Raw genomic sequence first — 16563 nt, forward strand, 5'->3', positions numbered from 1 at the left:
CATGTCTGCGGAAAACGAAGCCGGCCACTGGCGCGACGTATTGCTCACTGCGCTCACTCCGGTGATCTGGGGTTCCACCTACATCGTCACCACCCAGCTGCTGCCGCCGGATCGGCCATTCATCGCGGCCTTGCTGCGGGTGCTGCCGGCAGGCCTGCTGCTGGTGTGGATGGGCGGCTGGCGCCCGCGCTCGGCGGAGTGGGGCAGGTTGTTGATTCTGTCGGCGCTCAATATCGGCGCTTTCCAGGCTTTGCTGTTCGTCGCCGCCTACCGGCTGCCGGGCGGCCTGGCGGCAGTGGTCGGCGCCTGCCAGCCCTTGCTGGTGATGGCGCTGGCCTGGCGGCTGGACAGCAGGCGGCCGGCGGCGCTGGCGCTGTGGGCCAGCCTGTCGGGCGTGGCCGGCATGGCGGCGCTGTTGCTGTCGCCGGGCTCGAGCTGGGATGGGCTGGGCATGCTGGCGGCTTTCGGCGGCGCGGTGGCGATGGCCTGCGGCACTTACCTGACCCGGCGCTGGCAACTGCCGGCTCCGGTGACGGCGCTGACCGGCTGGCAGTTGACGCTGGGCGGGCTGATGCTGCTGCCGTTGGCGCTGGCGGTCGATCCGCCGCTGCCTAGCCTGGGCTGGGCGCAGGTGGCCGGCTACGCCTACCTGGGCTTGTTCGGCGCGCTGCTGGCTTATCTGCTGTGGTTCCGCGGCATCGCGCGGCTGTCGCCGGTGGCGGTGTCGTCGCTGGGCCTGCTCAGTCCGCTGACCGCGGTGATTCTGGGATGGGCGCTGCTGGGGCAGGCCTTGTCCGCTCAATCGCTGCTGGGCATGGCGGTGGTGCTGGCAAGCGTGCTGGCGGTGCAGTGGAGCGGCGCCGCGCCGGCGAGGAGCGGGCGCGGCTGACGCTCAGCTCTGGCTCCAGGCGCTGTCCACCCGCCGCCATAGCCGCAGCGGATTGTCGTCGGCCACTTGCGGCGGCAGCAGCGCCGCCGGCAGGTTCTGGTAGCACACCGGGCGCAGGAAGCGGTCCATCGCGGCCAGGCCGACCGAGGTGGCGCGGCTGTCGGAGCTTGCCGGGAACGGCCCGCCGTGAACCATGGCCGGCGAGGTTTCCACCCAGTTGGGGAAGCCATTGGCCAGCACGCGGCCGGCGCGCGATTCCAATAGCGGCAGCAGCTCGCGCGCCAGCGGCAGGTCGGCGTCGTCCATCTGCAGGGTGGCGGTCAGCTGGCCGTCCAGGCCGGCCACGATCGACAACAATTCATCTTGATCGCGGCAGGCGACGATCAGCGCGCAAGGGCCGAAAATCTCCTCGGCCAGCTCCAGCCGCGCGGCGAAGCCGGCGGCGTCGATTTCTAACAGCGCCGCCTGCGCCGCGTACGGGCCGCCGCCGGCTTGGCCGAATGCCAGCTCGGCGACGCCTGGGGTGCGGCGCAGCCGGTGCAGCGCGCTCTGGTAGGCGTCGTGGATGGCCGGCGTGAGCATGGTGTCCGACGGCTTGGCCGCCGCCGCGTTTGCCGCGGCGCGGCGGAACCGCTCAAGATCTTCTCCCTCCACCGCCAGCAGCAGCGACGGGCAGGTGCAGAACTGGCCGGCGTTCAGCGTCAGCGCGTCCACCCAGGCCGCGCCCATGGCTTCCGCCCGCGCGGCGAGCGCATGCGGCAGCGCCAGCACCGGATTCAGGCTGCCCATCTCGGCGTACACCGGGATCGGCCGGGGGCGCAGCGCGGCGGCGCGCATCAGGGCTTCGCCGCCCCGGCGCGAGCCGGTGAAGGCCACGGCGGCGATGGCCGGGTGCTCGACCAATTGCCGGCCCAGCGCGTGGCCATCGGCGATCAGCAGCGAAAACACGCCGCCAGGCAGGCCGCAGTCGGCGACTGCCTGTCGGATGACCCGGCCGGTCAATTCCGATACCCCGGGATGGGCCGGATGCGCCTTGACCACCACCGGACAGCCGGCGGCCAGCGCGGAGGCGGTGTCGCCGCCCGCCACCGAGAAGGCCAGCGGAAAGTTGCTGGCGCCGAACACCGCCACCGGCCCGATGGGCACGCGGCGCGCGCGCAGGTCAGGGCGCGGCGGCAATTTGTCGGGCTGGCCCGGTTCCATAACTGCGCCGGCATCCAGGCCCTGGCGCGCGGCGCGCGCGAATTGGCGCAGCTGGGCGACGGCGCGGCCGCGTTCGACGATCAGCCGCGCTTGCGGTAAGCCGGTTTCCCGCGCCGCCCGCTCCAGCAGCGTACCGCCCAGCGCCAGCAGGCCGGCGGCGATGGCTTCCAACAGACGCGCCCGCGTTTCTCCGTCGGCGGCGGCGAACGGCGCGGCGGCCTGGCTCGCCAGCCGGCAGGCGCGCTCCGCGTCGGCCGCGCCGCCGCAGCCGAACGCGGGCGCCAGCGTTTCGCCGCTGGCCGGGTCTACCGCGCGCAGCGCGCCTTCGCGGCCATAGACCGGCTCGCCGCCTATCAGCATTTCTCCATGGATGTCCATCAGCCCTCCATCGCCTCGCGCATCGAGCGCTCCAGCTTCTCTACCGCCTCGTCCAGCTCGTCCTCGCTGATCACCAATGGCGGCAGCAGCCGCAGCACGGCCGAGTGGCGGCCTCCGGTTTCGATGATCAGGCCGTTGGCCAGGCAGCGTTTCTTGATCGCGCGCGCCAGCTCGCCGTCGGCCGGGCGGCTGCCCAGCGCGTCTGCCGGCGCGTCGGGGTCTATGATCTCCACGCCCCACATCAGGCCGCGGCCGCGCACGTCGCCGATGATGGGCAGCCGCTCGGCCAAGCCGCGCAGCGCGGCGCCCAGGCGTTCGCCCTTGGCGCCCGCCTGGGCCACCAGCTGTTCGGACTGGATCACTTCCATCGCGGCGGCGCCGGCCGCCATCGCGATCTGGTTGCCGCGGAAGGTGCCGGCATGGGCGCCGGCCTGCCAGGCGTCGTATTTCTCGTGGTACAGCAGCAGCGCCAGCGGGAAGCCGCCGCCGACAGCCTTGGAGATCACCACCGCGTCCGGCTCGATGCCTGCATGCTCGAAGGCGAACATGTGGCCGGTGCGGCCGAAACCGGTCTGGATCTCGTCGATGATCAGCGGGATGCCCAGCCGCGCGGTGATGTCGCGGATGCCGCGCAGCCAGCGCGCCGAGGCCGGGATCACGCCGCCTTCGCCTTGCACCGCCTCGACTATCATCGCCGCCGGCGGGATGATGCCGCTTTCCGGATCGCTCAGCGTGCGCTCGATGTAGGCCAGCGAGATGTCCTCGCCACGCTCGCCGCCGACGCCGAACGGGCAGCGGTAGGAATAGGGATAGGGCAGGAAATGCACGTCCGGCATCAGGGACGCCACCTGGCGCTTGGCGCCGAGGTTGCCGGTCAGCGCCAGCGCGCCGGCGGTCATGCCGTGGTAGGCGCCGTGGAAGGCCAGCACGCCGCGGCGGCCGGTGGCGGTCTTGAACAGCTTGATCGCGGCCTCCACCGCGTCGGCGCCGCTGGGGCCGCAGCTCTGGATGCGGACGCGGCGGGCGAAGTCGGGAGGCAGGCATTCCAGCAGTTTGCGCAGGAAGCGGTACTTGGCGGGCGTGGTGATGTCCAGCGCCTGGGTCACGTGGCCGGATTGCAGGAATTCAAGCACCCGCGCCTGGACTTGCGGGTGGTTGTGGCCGGTGGCCAGCGTGCCGGCGCAGGACAGGCAGTCCAGGTACTCGCGGCCGGCGCGGTCGAAGACGCGCGCCAGGCGGCCGCGCTCGATGACCGTGTCGATGGAGTTGGCATAGGTGCGGGCGCCGGATTCACGCGCTTTGACGAAGTCGTACATTTCCTGCCAGTCGGGCGCGTCGCTGTGCGAGACGGGGGCGTCCAGGAGTTCGGTTGCGGGCATGGGGCACCTTGTTGTCGTGTGAGGGGTGGAGGGGCGCTAGCGGAGCAGGCTGTTCATCAGCCCTTTGTCGTTCTTGCCGAAATACCGGGGCCACAGCATGGCTTGGGCGCGGAAAGCCGGGTCCCGCAGCAGCAGCGCGTGCAGCCGCGGCAGGTTGTGCAGCGGCACCGAGGGAAACAGATGGTGCGCGATGTGGTAATTGATGTTCAGCGGCGCCAAAGTCAGCCGTTCCAGCCAGCTGGCGTCGACGTGGCGGGTGTGGGACAGCTCGGGGCCGCTGTCGTCCAGATTGTGCTCGGCGACGATGCGGACGCGCATGAACGCCAGGCATAGCGTGTACAGCGGCAGCAGCCACAGGACGATCAGCCAGGGCCAGGCGCCGCTGGCGATGGCCGCCGCGGCGACGATCAGCCAGAAGGCCGCGAATTGCAGCCGCTCGGAGCCGGTCAGCAGCTTTTCGCGGTTGTCGATGACGGCGCCCCAGCCGGTCCAGTAGCGCAGGATAGGCCGCCAAGCCGCGAAGTTCAGGCAGAACAGATCGCGCAGCAATAGGCGGCGGAAGGACTGGCGGCTTTGCGGAAAGCGGTAGGCGGGGTCTTCTACCAGCCTGGCCCAGTACGGGTCGTTGGGACGGTTGGTGAACACGTGGTGCGGCAGATGGCCGCGCCGGTAGCAGGAGGTGACCATGCCGGCGGGGAACGCGCACAGCCAGTTGCTGGCCAGCTCGTTCAGGCGGCGGTTGGAAAACAGCCGGTAATGGGTGGCGTCATGCATGATGATGCCCAGCGCGTGCTGCTTGCAGGCGACCAGAAAAAAGGACAGCGCGAAGCAGGCCGCGACCGCGGCCCAGCCGGCGGCCGACAGGGAGCCGGCGCCACCGTGAAACTCCAGGACGATGAAGGGCAGCGCCAGCGCGGCGGCGATCACCAGCCACTGGCGGGCGATCAGCCACAGGCTGCGCAGAGGGTGTATGCGTTGCAGCGATTGCGCCTCGGCGGCGTATTTGCGGCGATAGTTGACGGTCTGTCCATCATTCACGGTTGCGCACTCCTGTCTTTGGGCTTGCTCGCAAGCCGGGTTCGACAACGGAAAACGTCCCACTCAGTCGTAGCGGTGGCGGCCCAGCGCCGCCGCCGGGTCCAGCAGCCGTTGCAGCCCGGCTGCCAGCCGCTGCGCGCCGGCGTCGGCGAATTTGCGGTAGAAAGCCGCGTTCAGCGGGCCGACGCCGTGCTCGGCGCTGAAGCTGCCGCCGTGCTCGGCCACCAGCCGGTACAAGCCGCTTTTCAGCACCGCCAGCTTGGCCGGGCCGTAGGCGGCGGCATGTTCGCGCGGCAGCAGCGCGATCAAATGGCAGCCGCCGTCGCCGAAGTGGCCGAAGTCGTATAGCCGCAGCGCCGGGTGCTCGCTGGCCAGCCAGCGCTCGGCGGCGGCGTGGAAGGCCGGCAGCCGCGAGCGCGGCAAGCCGACGTCGAAGGACAGCGGCAGTCCCTCGGCCGCCAGCGCCAGCGGCAGGCTGTCGCGCAGCGGCCACAAGGCCTCCGGCCGGGCGAAGGCGGCGTCGGCGACCAGCCCGCGCTGATGCAGGCCGGCCAGCAGCGATTCGGCCTGTTCCCGCAGCAGCGCGTCCAGCCCCGGCATCGCGCTGGCGATTTCCACCAGCGCGTAGCAGCCAGCCGGCGAATCGGCCAGCGGATGGCGCAGCGCCGGAACGTGGCGCAGCGTGACGGCCAGCGCCGGCGCGCCCATCACCTCGAACGCCGACAGCATCTCGCCGAAGCGCTGCTCGCAGGCGTCCAGCATGGCGAGCGCGGCCTCGCGGCCGGGCAACGCGGCGAACAGCGTCAGCGTCGAGGCGTCGCGCCGCTTCAGGTCCCAGGACGCGGCGGTGACCACGCCCAGCGCGCCGCCGCTGCCGACGAACAGCTGCTTGAGATCGATGCCGGCGTTGTTCTTGCGCAGCGGGGCGGTCAGGTCCAGCACGCTGCCGTTTTCGTCGGCTAGCACCACTTCCAGCCCCAGCAGATTGCGGCGGACGTCGCCGTGGCGCAGCAGCCGGCTGCCGCCGGTGTTGGCGCCGACCAGGCCGCCGACGGCGGGGTCGCTGCCGACGTCTATCGGCAGCCACAAGTTGTGCGGCTCCAACTGGCGGTTCAGCTCCGACAGCGGCATGCCGGCCTCGGCCACCGCGCTGCGGTTCAGCGGGTCGAAGGCGCGCAGCCGGCGCATCCGCGCCAGCGACAGCGCCACCTGGCGGCCGGAACCATCGGGCACCGCGCCGCCGACCAGGCCGCTGAGATTGCCCTGCGGCACCAGCCGCGCGCGGTGGCGGACCGCGGCGCGCAGCAGCGCGCTGACGGCGGCGGCGTCGGACGGCAGCAGCACGGCGGCGGCCTGGCCGCGGCAGTTTGACGCGTCGGCCTGGTAGGGCGCGCAGGCGTCGCCGCGCAGCAGCGCATCCGGAGGCAGCAGCGCGGCGGCTTCGGCCAGGAAGACATCCAGTCCGGCGGCGGGGGCGAGCAGGGCGGCGTCCATCGCGCCTACCTCGCCAGCGCCAGCTGTTGCGCCAGCCGGCCGCGGATCAGCAGCACCGCCAGCACCGGCGCCACGCCGCCCAGCAGCGGATTGGCGCGCAGCCACAGCGCGATGCCGGCGGCCAGGCCGGAAGCCAGCAACAGCCAAGCGGACATTCGCCGTACCTGTTCCGGGTCAGGGTGCGGCTCGCCGATGAAGCCGAGCGGCGACAAAAGCGTGGCGGCGAGGCCGATGGCGAACACCGAGGCCAGCGCCGGCGCGGCGCCGTAGCCGCGCCCCCACAGATCAACCGCCTGGGCCGATGCCAGGGCCAGCAGTCCGCCTATCGCCAGGTAGAGATCGACGCCGAGCGCGATCCAGCTGCCGGCTCGCCGCTTAAGCAGCCAGGCCGCGTGCGGCAGCGCCAGCAGGCCGCCGGCGAGGTAGGCGGCGGACCAGCGCGCGCCGGCGTCGCCGGAGCCGAAGCGGCCCCAGAGCAGGAAGGCGATCGCCGGCGCGAAGGCGGCGGCGTGGATCAGGTAGGAACGGCTCAGTTGGCGGATGGGCATGGATCTCCTCGCAATGCGTTCAGTCGAACAGCGCGACCTGGATTTCGCGCGGGCCCTGGAAGGGATTGCGGCCATGCGCGACGGCGATGTTGTCGAGCAGCAGCAGGTCGCCGCGCTGCCAGGGGAAAGCGATTTCCTCGGCCTCCAGAGCGTCGTAGACCGGCGCGAGGTCTTCCGGCGCGATGGCCTCGCCGTCGCCCATCCTCACCTCGTATGGCCGCGCCGGCCGGTCGCGGTACAGCAGCCGGATGTATTCGTAGCCGGCCACGCCCATCGAGCGCGCGTTGTTGTGCTGGGTGGACAGCTGGTTGAACCAGATTTCCTCGCCGGTGGCCGGATGGCGCACGGTGGCGCCGCCGACGTGGGACACGGTCAGACTGCCGTCGTCCAGCCAGCGGCAGGCCAGGCCGGTGTCGCGGCACAGTTGTTCGATTCGGGCCGGATCGTCGCTCTGGAACACGTCGTCCCAGGGCCGGTGGTATTCGCGCAGCGTCGAGTTGCGCGGCTCGCCGTCGGCGCTCGGGCGGCGGAAATTGCGCAGGTACTGGATGCCGCGTTGGCGGAAGCGCTCCACCAGTTCCGGCGGCAGCCGCCGCGTCACCGCCCGCATGTCGCAGATGACGGTTTCGCCGCCGCTGTCCGATGGCTGCTTGCAGAAGAAGGCCAGTCGGCGCGGATAGTGCGCCATATAGGCCTTTTCCTGGTGCAGCCCGATTTTCAGCGAGGCGGGAATGCGGGTGGACTCGTACACCTTGCCGTCTATATTGCGGCGCGGCGTGGCGCCGCCGATATAGCCGAAAGCATGTTCGGGATGCAGCTGGGCGATGGCCTGGAAATCGGCGGTGTCGCGCAGCGCGAAGCCGCGCAGCAGCAGGCTGCCGTATTCCAGCAGCGCCTGTTCCAGCGCCGGCAGGCTGTCGCGGTACCAGTCGGCGACCGCGGCCGGGCTGTCGCGCAGCGCGTCGTCGCGCGGCGTGATCAGCAGCGGCATCCGCCATGGCGACAGCGGGCGGCAGTCCACCCGCGGGTCGTGTTGCAGATCCAGCCCGCAGCGCGGAACGGCATCGGCGGCGTGTTCCATCGTCGTCTCCTCGCTTAGGCCGGCAGCGGCTTGCGGATCAGGATTTCGAAGCCCAGCGCGCCCAGGCCGATGCCGGGGCTGGTCACCGCGCTGCAGTCGGCGAGACCGGCTTCGGCCACTAGCGCGCGCGCCTCGTCCAGCGTCACCTTCTCCTCGACGTGGGTGGGCGGGTAGCCGACGGCAGCGCGCATCTGGGTGAATTTTTCCAGCAGCGCCGGCGACACGTCGCGGCGCATGTCGTGCACCAGGCCGATGCCGCCCGGCTGCAGCACGCGGTACATTTCGGTCAGGCTTTTGAGCTTGTCCGGCAGGTGGTGCAGGGTGGCGCGGCTGACTGCCATCGCCAGGCTGCCGTCGGCGAACGGCAGGTTCTGCGCGTCGCCGACTTTCAGCTCGATCACGCTTTCCAGCCCCAGCTCGGCGATGCGCGGGCGGCCGCCGTTCAGCATGGTTTCATCCAGATCCAGGCCGACGAAGCGCCAGTCCTTGAACACCGGGTCGGCGGCCAAGCGTACCGGCACCACGGCGGTGGCGGTGCCGATGTCGACCAGCGCGCCGGGCGCCATGTCGCGGGCCAGCTGGCGGATGCGGGCGACGAACAGCACATCCCAGGGCTCCAGCGCTTGGGAGGCGAAGCGGTCGTATTCGTCGGCGGGGCGGAGGTTTTTCAGTAGCATCGGGTTTCTCCAATTAAACAAACAGGGTGGCGAGCGGCTAAAGAAAGGCCTGAGGCAAGGCGCGCCGACGCGGACGGTACAATTCGTACGCCAAGGAGGCGCAACGCGGCATCAGGCTTTTCTTGAGTCGCGTTCAAAGCCAGCCGACGGGGACGGTGGCCAACAACTTCCGGGCCGCCTTGCTGCTGACGCCGAAGGCGGGCCGGTCGCGGCGTTCTATCGCGTGCGCCACCATCGCGGCGACACGGGCGCACAGCCCCAGCCCGACTCCCCAGCGCGGCTCCTCCACGCCCAGGTCCAGCAATGCGGCGGCGGTGATGAAATCGATGTTCGGCCGCAGGCCCTTGCGTTCCAGCGCGCGGCGGCAGGCGAGGTCGAATAGCCGGACATGCGGACCTTCGAAGCCCCATTCGGCGAACAGCGCGCGGATGCGCGGCGGGCGGGGGTCTTCGACGAACAGCGGATGGCCGAAGCCGAACAATAGCTGGCCCGGCGAGTCCAGCGCGGCGTCGACGGCGGCATGGACCGCGTCGTCGCCGGCGTCCGGGCCGATGGCCTTCAGCCAGGCCAGCGCCTCTTCGGCGGCGCCGACATGTTTGGGGCCGCTGGCCATGAAGCCGGCCGCCACTGCCTGCGTCAGGGTGACGCCGGTGCCGATGGCGACGCGCGGCACCAGCACCGTCGGCGTGATGTAGCCGAAGCCGGCGTGCCAGGCCACCAGCAGCGCGTCGGCGACGCGGATGGCCGTCTCGTCGCGGCGGACGGCGCGCATCGCGGCCAGAGTACGCTCGGCATGGCGGGCGCCGCCGGATTCGGCTCCGCCTCCCAGCGCCGCGGCCAGGAAAACCGGCGCGCAGGCGATGGCGGCCAGGCCCTGGATGAAGTCCTCGTCGTCCGGCAGGCCGCGCGTGGCTGCCTGTTCGCGGGCGACGGCTTCCAGCGCCGACAGATCGGCGAGGAAGCCGCAGGCGGCGGCCTGCACCATGCCGGCGCCGCCATCCGCCACCGCCCGCACTGCGGCGATGGCGGCTTGGCCGGCTTCGCCGACCAGCGCCGCGGACACGGCGGCGAGCGCGGCGTCCACCGCGGCGGCGATGGCGGGCTCCGGCATCTCGCCGAACCACACCCGCCACAGCGCGCTGGCGAAATCGATGCCGCCTATCAGTTCGTTCAGATTGCTGCCGCGCACCCACAGGCCTTCATTGGGCTCGATGGTGGCGCCGTCGATGTCCGTCCCGCGGTACAGCGTGCGGGGGCCGCCGAACAGCGATTGCGGCGCGGCCTCAGATGGCGGCGTGGCGACGGTCTGCGTCATGGCGGTCCTCCTGGGCGAGTTCGTCTACGGCGACGGCGACGGCCGCCGCCGGCAGGTCGGCGATGATCCGGCCGTGCAGGTGCACGGTCGGCAGGATGTTGGCGAAGAAATAGCGGGCGGTTTTCAGCTTGCCGCGGTAGAAGGCGGCTTCGGACGGCGGCAGCTCCCTCTCCAGCGCGCGCGCGGCGAGATGGGCGCCTTCCAGCAGCGTCCAGCCGGAGACGGTGTAGCCCAGCATTTCCAGGAAACGGGTGTAGAACTGGCTGCTCTCCTGCATGCGGCCGTCGCGCACGGCTTCGCCTATTCGCTCCAGCGACGCCTCCACGGCGGCCATCGCCTCGTCCAGCCGCCGCGACAGCGGCGCCAGTGCGGCGGAAGCGTCGGCGTCGTTTAGGAAAGCGTTCAACTCCTCGCGCAGATACTTGATCAGGCGGGAGTTGCGGCCGAAGCCCAGCTTGTCGCGCACCAGATCCTGCGCCTGGATGTAGTTGGTGCCTTCCCAGATCGACAGGATTTTCACGTCGCGCGCGTTCTGCTCCACCGGATAGGCGTCGGTGTAGCCGATGCCGCCGTGCACCTGTATCGCCAGCTCGCAGATTTTCCACGCCTGATCGGAGACGAAGGCCTTGCACACCGGGGTCAACAGTTGCACCAGCTTGCGCTGTTTCTCCACCTTCATCTCGTCCGGCGCGGCCTCGGCTTCCAGCGCGAAGGCTTCGGTGGACGCGGCTGTGAGCTTGCCCAGCAGGCCGCGGCAGCCTTCGACGCGGGCTTTCATTTCCAGCAGCATCCGCTGCACGTCGCCATGCTCGGCGATGGGCAGGCTGGGCGCGCCGCTGTCCGAGGTGCGTTCGATCGAGCGGCCCTGCAAGCGTTTGGCGGCGAACTCCACCGAATGCAGATAGGCCGACGAGGCCAGGCCCAGGCCGATGACCGCGGTGCTGATGCGCGCCTGGTTCATCAGCGGGATCAGTTGCAGCAGGCCGGCGTTTTTGCGGCCGCCCAAGAGCGCGCCGCGGGTGACGCCCTTGCGGCCGAAGACCAGCCGGGTATTGGCGCAGCCCTTCAGGCCCATCTTCACCGGCAGCTCGGCGCACTCGACGAAGTTTTCTTCCAGCTCGCCGGTTTCCGGATTCGGCCAGAAGCGCGGCACCAGCAGGCAGGACAGCGAATAGGAGCTGCCGCCGGCGTTGCCCAGGCGGCCGAGCACGAAGTAGACGGTGTTGTCGGTCAGGCTGTGCATGCCGGCCGAGATGAACACCTTCTCGCCGGTCACCGCGTAGACGCCGTCCTGTTCCAGCGGCTCGGCCAGCGTTTTCACTGCGGTCAGGTCGCTGCCGGCCTGGGCCTCGGTGGCGCAGAAACAGGCATCCCATTCGTGGCGCTGCAGCTTGTCCAGATAAACGGCCTTCTGTTCCGGCGTGCCGTGCAGGCGGAACAATTTGATCGCCGGCAGGTTGAAGCCGCCGTAGGTCATGAAGGCCGGATTGGCGCCCATGAACATTTCCTGTATCGCCTGGCGGACGATGGGCGGCAGCGCCGGACGGTGGACGTCGCCGCCATTGCCCAGCACCGGCACCCATTCCTGCTTGTAGCGCTGCCACAGCGGGTGGAACTCGCGCGGGATCTCCACCTCGCCATTGTCCAGCAGCCGGCATTCCTGGCGGTCGGACGCCTGGTAGGCGCGGCCCAGATCCAGCGCGAAGGCGCGCGCCTTCTCCAGCAGGAGGTCGTAGTGGTCGCGGTCCTTGTCGTCGAACGGCGGCCGCGACAGGAAGCGGCGCGCGGACTGGTTCTGCTCCCACAGGAAGAAGCGCAGTTCGCGCAGGCTGACTTTGTAAGCGGACATATCGTTTTCCTTGTTGGCGTTCAGGCCGCGGCGGAGATTCTGGCGACGACGGCGCCGGCGACGCCGCACAGCGCGGCGTCCCACAGCAGGGCGGTGGCCTGTTGTCCCGGTTGCAGCGAGGCGCGCAGTTCCATCAGCGCCAGCAGCGGATCGGCGTTGGATAGGTGGCCGCCGGCGCGCGCGGCGCGGCGTTCCGGCGCGATGCCCAGCTCGTCGCCGACGCGGGCGGCGAAGGCTGCGCCGAAGCCGGCCGGCAGCATGTAGTCGATGTCGGACGGGCGGATGCGGGCCTTGTCCAGCGCCGCGCGCGCCGCGGCCAGCGCCTGCGGCAGCAGCAGGTCGGCCAGCCGGTTTGGGGCGTGTGCCCATGGATTGGCGATGGCCTCGCCGTAGTGGACCGCGTGGGCCTCGATCGCGCCCCAGCCGCCATCGCCGCCGTCCAGCAGCATCGCCGCCGCACCGTCGCCGTAGGCCACCAGATCGCCCCAGGCGCGGAAGAAGGGGTACAGCCATTTATCGGTGGCCACCAGCAGCACGCGGCCTCCCAGCCGGACCAGCGAATCGATCAGCGGCAGCGCGTTGTAGGCGCCGGCGGTGCCGGATTGGCCGACCGCGAACGGCAGAGCCTCGTCCAGGCCCAGCGCGTGCTGGACGCGGCCGGCCACCGATTCGTTGATGCGCTGGTTCAGCGAGGCGCTGGCGACGACGATGTGGCTGACGGCGGCCAGCTCCTCTGCGGCGACTTGCTCGCGCAGCGCGGCCACGGCTTGCAGCGCCAGGTCGGCGTGGCTGAGTTTGGCCTCGGCCACCGGCAGCGCGGCCGGGGAGCCGGGCATCAGCCGCAGGCTTTCCTCCTCGTCCAGCCGGCCTTTGCCGCGCGGCAGCGCGCTGGCGGCGGACGGGAACAGCAGGTGGCCGTAGCCGAAGTTGCGTTCGGCGGCCTGCACGCCGTGGAAGTCGGAGCGCTCCGGCACGGCGGAGGCGATGGCGCGGATTCTGAGCATGGCGTTACCCGTTGATGGTGGAAGAGGAGGCGAACAGGCCGACGAAGCGCTGCTTCAGCGCTTTGCGGTCTATCTTGCCGTTCGGATTCCGCGGCAGCGGCTCAGCGTGCAGGGCCAGGTGCTGCGGCACCATATAGCCGGGCAGCCGCTCGCGGCACAGCCGGACCAGTTCGGACTCGGCCACGCCGTCCGCAGCGTGCAGGCCGACGACGATGGCCTCTCCCAGCATCGGATGGGGCACGCCGAAGGCGGCCGCTTCATGGACGCCGGGCAGGGCGAACAGGATTTCCTCCACCTCGGTGGGGCTGACGCGGTAGCCCGAGGTCTTGATCATGTCGTCGCCGCGGGCGACGAAGTACAGATAGCCTTCGTCGTCGCGGTAGACGATGTCGCCGGACCAGACGGCGATGTCGCCGCGCGGAATCTGGCCGTGCGGGCCTTGCCACGGCCGGAAGCGGTGGGCGGTCAGCTCGGGATCGTTCCAGTAGCCCAGCGTGACGAAGGCGCCGCGGTGGACCAGCTCGCCCGCCTCGCCCGGCGCGCATTCGCCGCCGTCGGGCCGCAGCACGCGGATGTCGGCGTTGGGGACTGCCTTGCCGATGGAGCCGGGGCGGCCGGCGGCGTCTTCCGGCTGCAGATAGGTGGAGCGGAAGGCTTCGGTCAGGCCGTACATCAGATAAGGCCTGGCCTGAGGGAAGGCCTGCCGCAGCCTGTCTAGCAACGGGCCCGGCATATGGCCGCCGGTATTGGCGAAGCGGCGCACGCGCGCGCCGGTTTGCGCCGGCCAGGCGGCAGCCATCAGCTGCATCCATAACGGCGGAACGCCGGTGATCGAGGTGACGCCGTGGCGCTCGCAGAAGGCGGGCACCTCATTGGGCTGCAGGAAGTCCAGCGGCGCGTAGCAGGCGGCGCTGGCCAAGGCGGTGGTCAGCTGGCTGAGGCCGGCGTCGAAGCTCAGCGGCAGGATGCCGAGCACCACGTCGTCCTCGGCCAGGCCCAGGTAAGCCGATACGCTGTCTGCGCCGGACACCAGGTTGCGCTGCGACAGCACCACGCCCTTGGGGCGGCCGGTGGAGCCTGAGGTGTAGAGGATGGCGGCCGGATCGTTGTCGACCACCGCCGGCTCCGGCGTGTCGAGAACGGCTTCGGGCAGCGCCTCCAGTTTCCAGGCGTCCAGCGCCAGATCCTCCAGCGCCTCCTTGAGCCGCTGCAGCCGCGGGCCGCTGCTGAGCAGCAGGCGCGCGCCGCTGTCTTGCAGGATGTGGCGGACCTGGGCCGGCTTCAGCTGCGGATTGATCGGCACCAGGATGGCGCCGCGGGCGTTGACGGCCAGCATCATCGCCACGGTGTCGTATTGTTTGCCGGCGTACACCGCCACCCGATCGCCGGGCTGGAGGTCGGCGGCGGCCAGTCGCGCGGCGTGGCCGCGGACGTCGGCCAGCAGCCGGGCGTAGTCGGCGCGGACCTCGCCCTGGGCGAAAGCCGGGCGTTCGCCATGGCGCTCGGCGCTCAGTTGCAGCAGATGATAGAGGCTGACGCGGGCGCGGTTCATTCGCTTGCTCCGGACTGGTGGATGTAGGCCCCGGCGGCGCCCAGCGACAGGAAGCCGCTGACGCTGTAGCTGGGGTGGTAGGCGCCGCATTGCTCGAAGATCACCAAGTCGCCGACGCCCGGCGCGGCGATGGCATCCGGCTGCCAGCCGATGATGTCGGCGCGGCTGCAGGTGCTGCCGACGTACTGCACCGGGGCGACCGCCGCGCCGTCGGCGGCCGGCTGGCGGTGCAGCAGCCTGGGCCGCGCGTATTTCTTGATTGCGGATTCGGTGCGGGCCAGCAGGAAGTTGTGGCTGAGGCCGCCGTCGCAGACGGCCACGGTGCGGCCGCCCAGCGTTTTCACCGCGCGGACGCGGGTGGCGAACAGGCCGGCGCCGGCGAAGATGCCGCGGCCAGATTCGTGGACCAGCCGGAAGCGGCGGCGCAGCGGGGCCAGGCGCTCGCGGTAGGCGGCGAAGGCGGCCTCGTCGTCGTGGAAGCGCTCGCCGAAGCCGCCGCCGCAGTTGAGGAACTCGATCGGCGCGCCGGTGGCGCCGGCCGCGTCGGCGGCGAAAGCGGCCAGCGCGTGGGCGAGATCGGCCGAGTCGCCGCCGCTGTCGTCCACGCGGAACTGGTGCGAGCCGGCGAAGCTGTGCAGGCCGATGACGGGAATGTCGGCGCGGCTCAGCGCCGCAGCGGCCAGCAGCGCTTCTTGCGGGCTCATGCCGAAATGGTCGGCCGCTTCGCGGCGGCGGCCCGGCATCAGCTCGGCCGCGTTCAGCCGCAGCACGGTCTGCGGCGCCGGCTGCTTGCCCATCAGCCCGGCCAGCCGTTCGGCCTGGCCCAGGCTGTCGATGATGAAGACGCAGCGCGAGGCGAGCGCGGCGCGCATGAAGGTCTCGTCCATCGAGGGATTGTTGACGTATTTGGTTGCCGCTATCCGGCCGACGGCGAGATCGAGCTCGCCCAGGCTGGCCAGCTCGACGCCATCGACGAAACCATGGCCGCAGCGTATCAGCAGCTCCAGATTGGAATTGGCCTTGAGCGACACGATCAGCCCGGTGTCCAGCAGCTCGCGCAGCCTGCGGTAGCGCGCCAGCGCGATGGACGGGTCGAACACGTAGCCGGGGGTCTTGACGTCCCACAGCCACTGAATGGCCTGGTCGTTTTCCGGCAGCGGGATGGAGAGGGCGTCAGTTCGCGTCATGGCTGGCCACCGGATGCAGGGTGAGGGCGGAGAAGGCGCCGCTGTTGGATTGGGTGACGCTGAGCAGATGGCGGCCGGCGTCCACTTCGGCCAGGCCGATGTCGGCCAGATTGACCGCCAGGTCAGAGCAGCAGGCGTGTCCCTTCAGCAGGATGTTGTCGGCGCGCAGCCTGTCCACCGGGATGTCCAGCGCCTTGCAGATGGAGATCCAACCCTTGTGGTCGGAGTTGTGCGGCAGCAGGCAGCCGTAGTCTTCCAGCGCCACGCCGCTGTCGGCCACCGCCTGCTGCATCACCTTGCGGGTGTAGTGCCATTCCAGGTTGATCATGTCGCGCTCCACCGCGGCGTTGGTGTCCGATCCCTGGTGCCACTTGCCGTAGTTGCGCAGCGCCAGCGCGCCGATGCGGTTGCGGCGGCAGTCGCGGCTGAGCAGCAGGCAGGCGGCGCCGTCGCTCTGGATGCCGGACATCTGGCGCAGGCGGAAGCGTTCGCCGTAGACGCGGTCGACCGACACGATGATGGCGTGGCGCAGCTCGGCGTAGCTGGCCATCAGCGCGCCGGCCAGCTGGATCGCCGCGGCGTTGGACGAGCAGTTCAGCTGATTGACTGAGCCGGTCCACAGTGGGCGGATGCCGAAGCGCGAGACCAGCTCCAGCGGCAGGCTGCGCGGCGCGGCCGGCACGCTGAACAGCTGGGTATGCACATGGATCACCGCGCCGACGTCGGCCGGCTTGAGGCCGGTTTCGTCGAACAGCCGCGCCATCGCGCGTTCGGCCAGCTCGACCTCGCCGATGTCGGGCGCGGCATGAAAGTGGCGGCAGCCGGAGCGGATGATGGCCTGGACGCGGGCATCCGGCCAATTGTGCTGGCCGGCGCAGGCTTCGATATCCTGCAGCTCGCCGGGAAAATGGTAGGCGGCGGCCGCGATGCCCATTTGGACTGGAATGCTGGCGATGCTTGTCATGCGTT

General features: G+C 70.6%; 14 protein-coding genes. 1 reads left to right on the plus strand and 13 read right to left on the minus strand.

Annotated features, from left to right (window positions below; translation table 11 throughout):
• The first annotated feature begins 1 nt into the window (after position 1).
• Positions 2-889, plus strand: coding sequence for an EamA family transporter (locus VA599_RS11985; protein ID WP_104946734.1), 888 nt, complete (start codon positions 2-4; stop codon positions 887-889).
• A gap of 3 nt (positions 890-892) precedes the next feature.
• Here VA599_RS11985 and VA599_RS11990 read toward each other — a convergent pair whose 3' ends face one another.
• The 13 genes from VA599_RS11990 to VA599_RS12050 all read right to left on the minus strand — a co-directional run bounded on the left by VA599_RS11990 (position 893) and on the right by VA599_RS12050 (position 16558).
• Positions 893-2470, minus strand: a complete 1578-nt coding sequence (locus VA599_RS11990) for an aldehyde dehydrogenase (NADP(+)) (protein ID WP_104946735.1) — start codon at positions 2468-2470, stop codon at positions 893-895.
• Positions 2470-3849, minus strand: coding sequence for a diaminobutyrate--2-oxoglutarate transaminase family protein (locus tag VA599_RS11995; protein WP_021476239.1), 1380 nt, complete (start codon positions 3847-3849; stop codon positions 2470-2472). The genes VA599_RS11990 and VA599_RS11995 overlap by 1 nt, the downstream gene beginning before the upstream one ends.
• A gap of 36 nt (positions 3850-3885) precedes the next feature.
• The gene (locus VA599_RS12000; RefSeq protein ID WP_346788744.1) at positions 3886-4887 is read right to left on the minus strand and encodes a fatty acid desaturase family protein; all 1002 of its coding nucleotides are present in this window, start codon (positions 4885-4887) and stop codon (positions 3886-3888) included.
• A 63-nt stretch (positions 4888-4950) separates the two neighbouring features.
• On the minus strand, positions 4951-6381 hold the full coding sequence (locus tag VA599_RS12005; protein ID WP_346788745.1) for an FAD-binding oxidoreductase: 1431 nt from the start codon (positions 6379-6381) through the stop codon (positions 4951-4953).
• 5 nt (positions 6382-6386) lie between these two features.
• On the minus strand, positions 6387-6929 hold the full coding sequence (locus tag VA599_RS12010) for a hypothetical protein (protein WP_021475829.1): 543 nt from the start codon (positions 6927-6929) through the stop codon (positions 6387-6389).
• A 19-nt stretch (positions 6930-6948) separates the two neighbouring features.
• The gene (locus VA599_RS12015) at positions 6949-8010 is read right to left on the minus strand and encodes a TauD/TfdA family dioxygenase (RefSeq protein WP_346788746.1); all 1062 of its coding nucleotides are present in this window, start codon (positions 8008-8010) and stop codon (positions 6949-6951) included.
• 14 nt (positions 8011-8024) lie between these two features.
• A complete protein-coding gene (locus tag VA599_RS12020) occupies positions 8025-8687 on the minus strand; it encodes a class I SAM-dependent methyltransferase (RefSeq protein WP_104946740.1) in 663 nt (220 codons plus the stop codon).
• A 133-nt stretch (positions 8688-8820) separates the two neighbouring features.
• Complete coding sequence (locus VA599_RS12025) at positions 8821-10002, minus strand: citrate/2-methylcitrate synthase (RefSeq protein ID WP_346788747.1); 1182 nt, start codon at positions 10000-10002, stop codon at positions 8821-8823.
• The gene (locus VA599_RS12030; RefSeq protein ID WP_346788748.1) at positions 9971-11851 is read right to left on the minus strand and encodes an acyl-CoA dehydrogenase family protein; all 1881 of its coding nucleotides are present in this window, start codon (positions 11849-11851) and stop codon (positions 9971-9973) included. The genes VA599_RS12025 and VA599_RS12030 overlap by 32 nt, the downstream gene beginning before the upstream one ends.
• Before the next feature lie 20 nt (positions 11852-11871).
• Positions 11872-12855, minus strand: a complete 984-nt coding sequence (locus tag VA599_RS12035) for a hypothetical protein (protein WP_104946743.1) — start codon at positions 12853-12855, stop codon at positions 11872-11874.
• A 4-nt stretch (positions 12856-12859) separates the two neighbouring features.
• Positions 12860-14407 (minus strand): acyl-CoA ligase (AMP-forming), exosortase A system-associated, encoded by a 1548-nt coding sequence (locus tag VA599_RS12040; protein WP_021475749.1) that lies wholly within the window; start codon positions 14405-14407, stop codon positions 12860-12862.
• Positions 14404-15594: a type III PLP-dependent enzyme domain-containing protein gene (locus VA599_RS12045; protein WP_346788749.1), complete on the minus strand. Its 1191-nt coding sequence runs from the start codon at positions 15592-15594 to the stop codon at positions 14404-14406. The genes VA599_RS12040 and VA599_RS12045 overlap by 4 nt, the downstream gene beginning before the upstream one ends.
• On the minus strand, positions 15581-16558 hold the full coding sequence (locus tag VA599_RS12050; protein ID WP_346788750.1) for a beta-ketoacyl-[acyl-carrier-protein] synthase family protein: 978 nt from the start codon (positions 16556-16558) through the stop codon (positions 15581-15583). Before VA599_RS12050 ends, VA599_RS12045 begins: the two co-directional genes overlap by 14 nt.
• Positions 16559-16563 lie beyond the last annotated feature (5 nt).

Origin of the sequence: Chromobacterium indicum, assembly GCF_039708975.1 — a bacterium.
In the GTDB taxonomy this organism is placed as follows: domain Bacteria; phylum Pseudomonadota; class Gammaproteobacteria; order Burkholderiales; family Chromobacteriaceae; genus Chromobacterium; species Chromobacterium piscinae.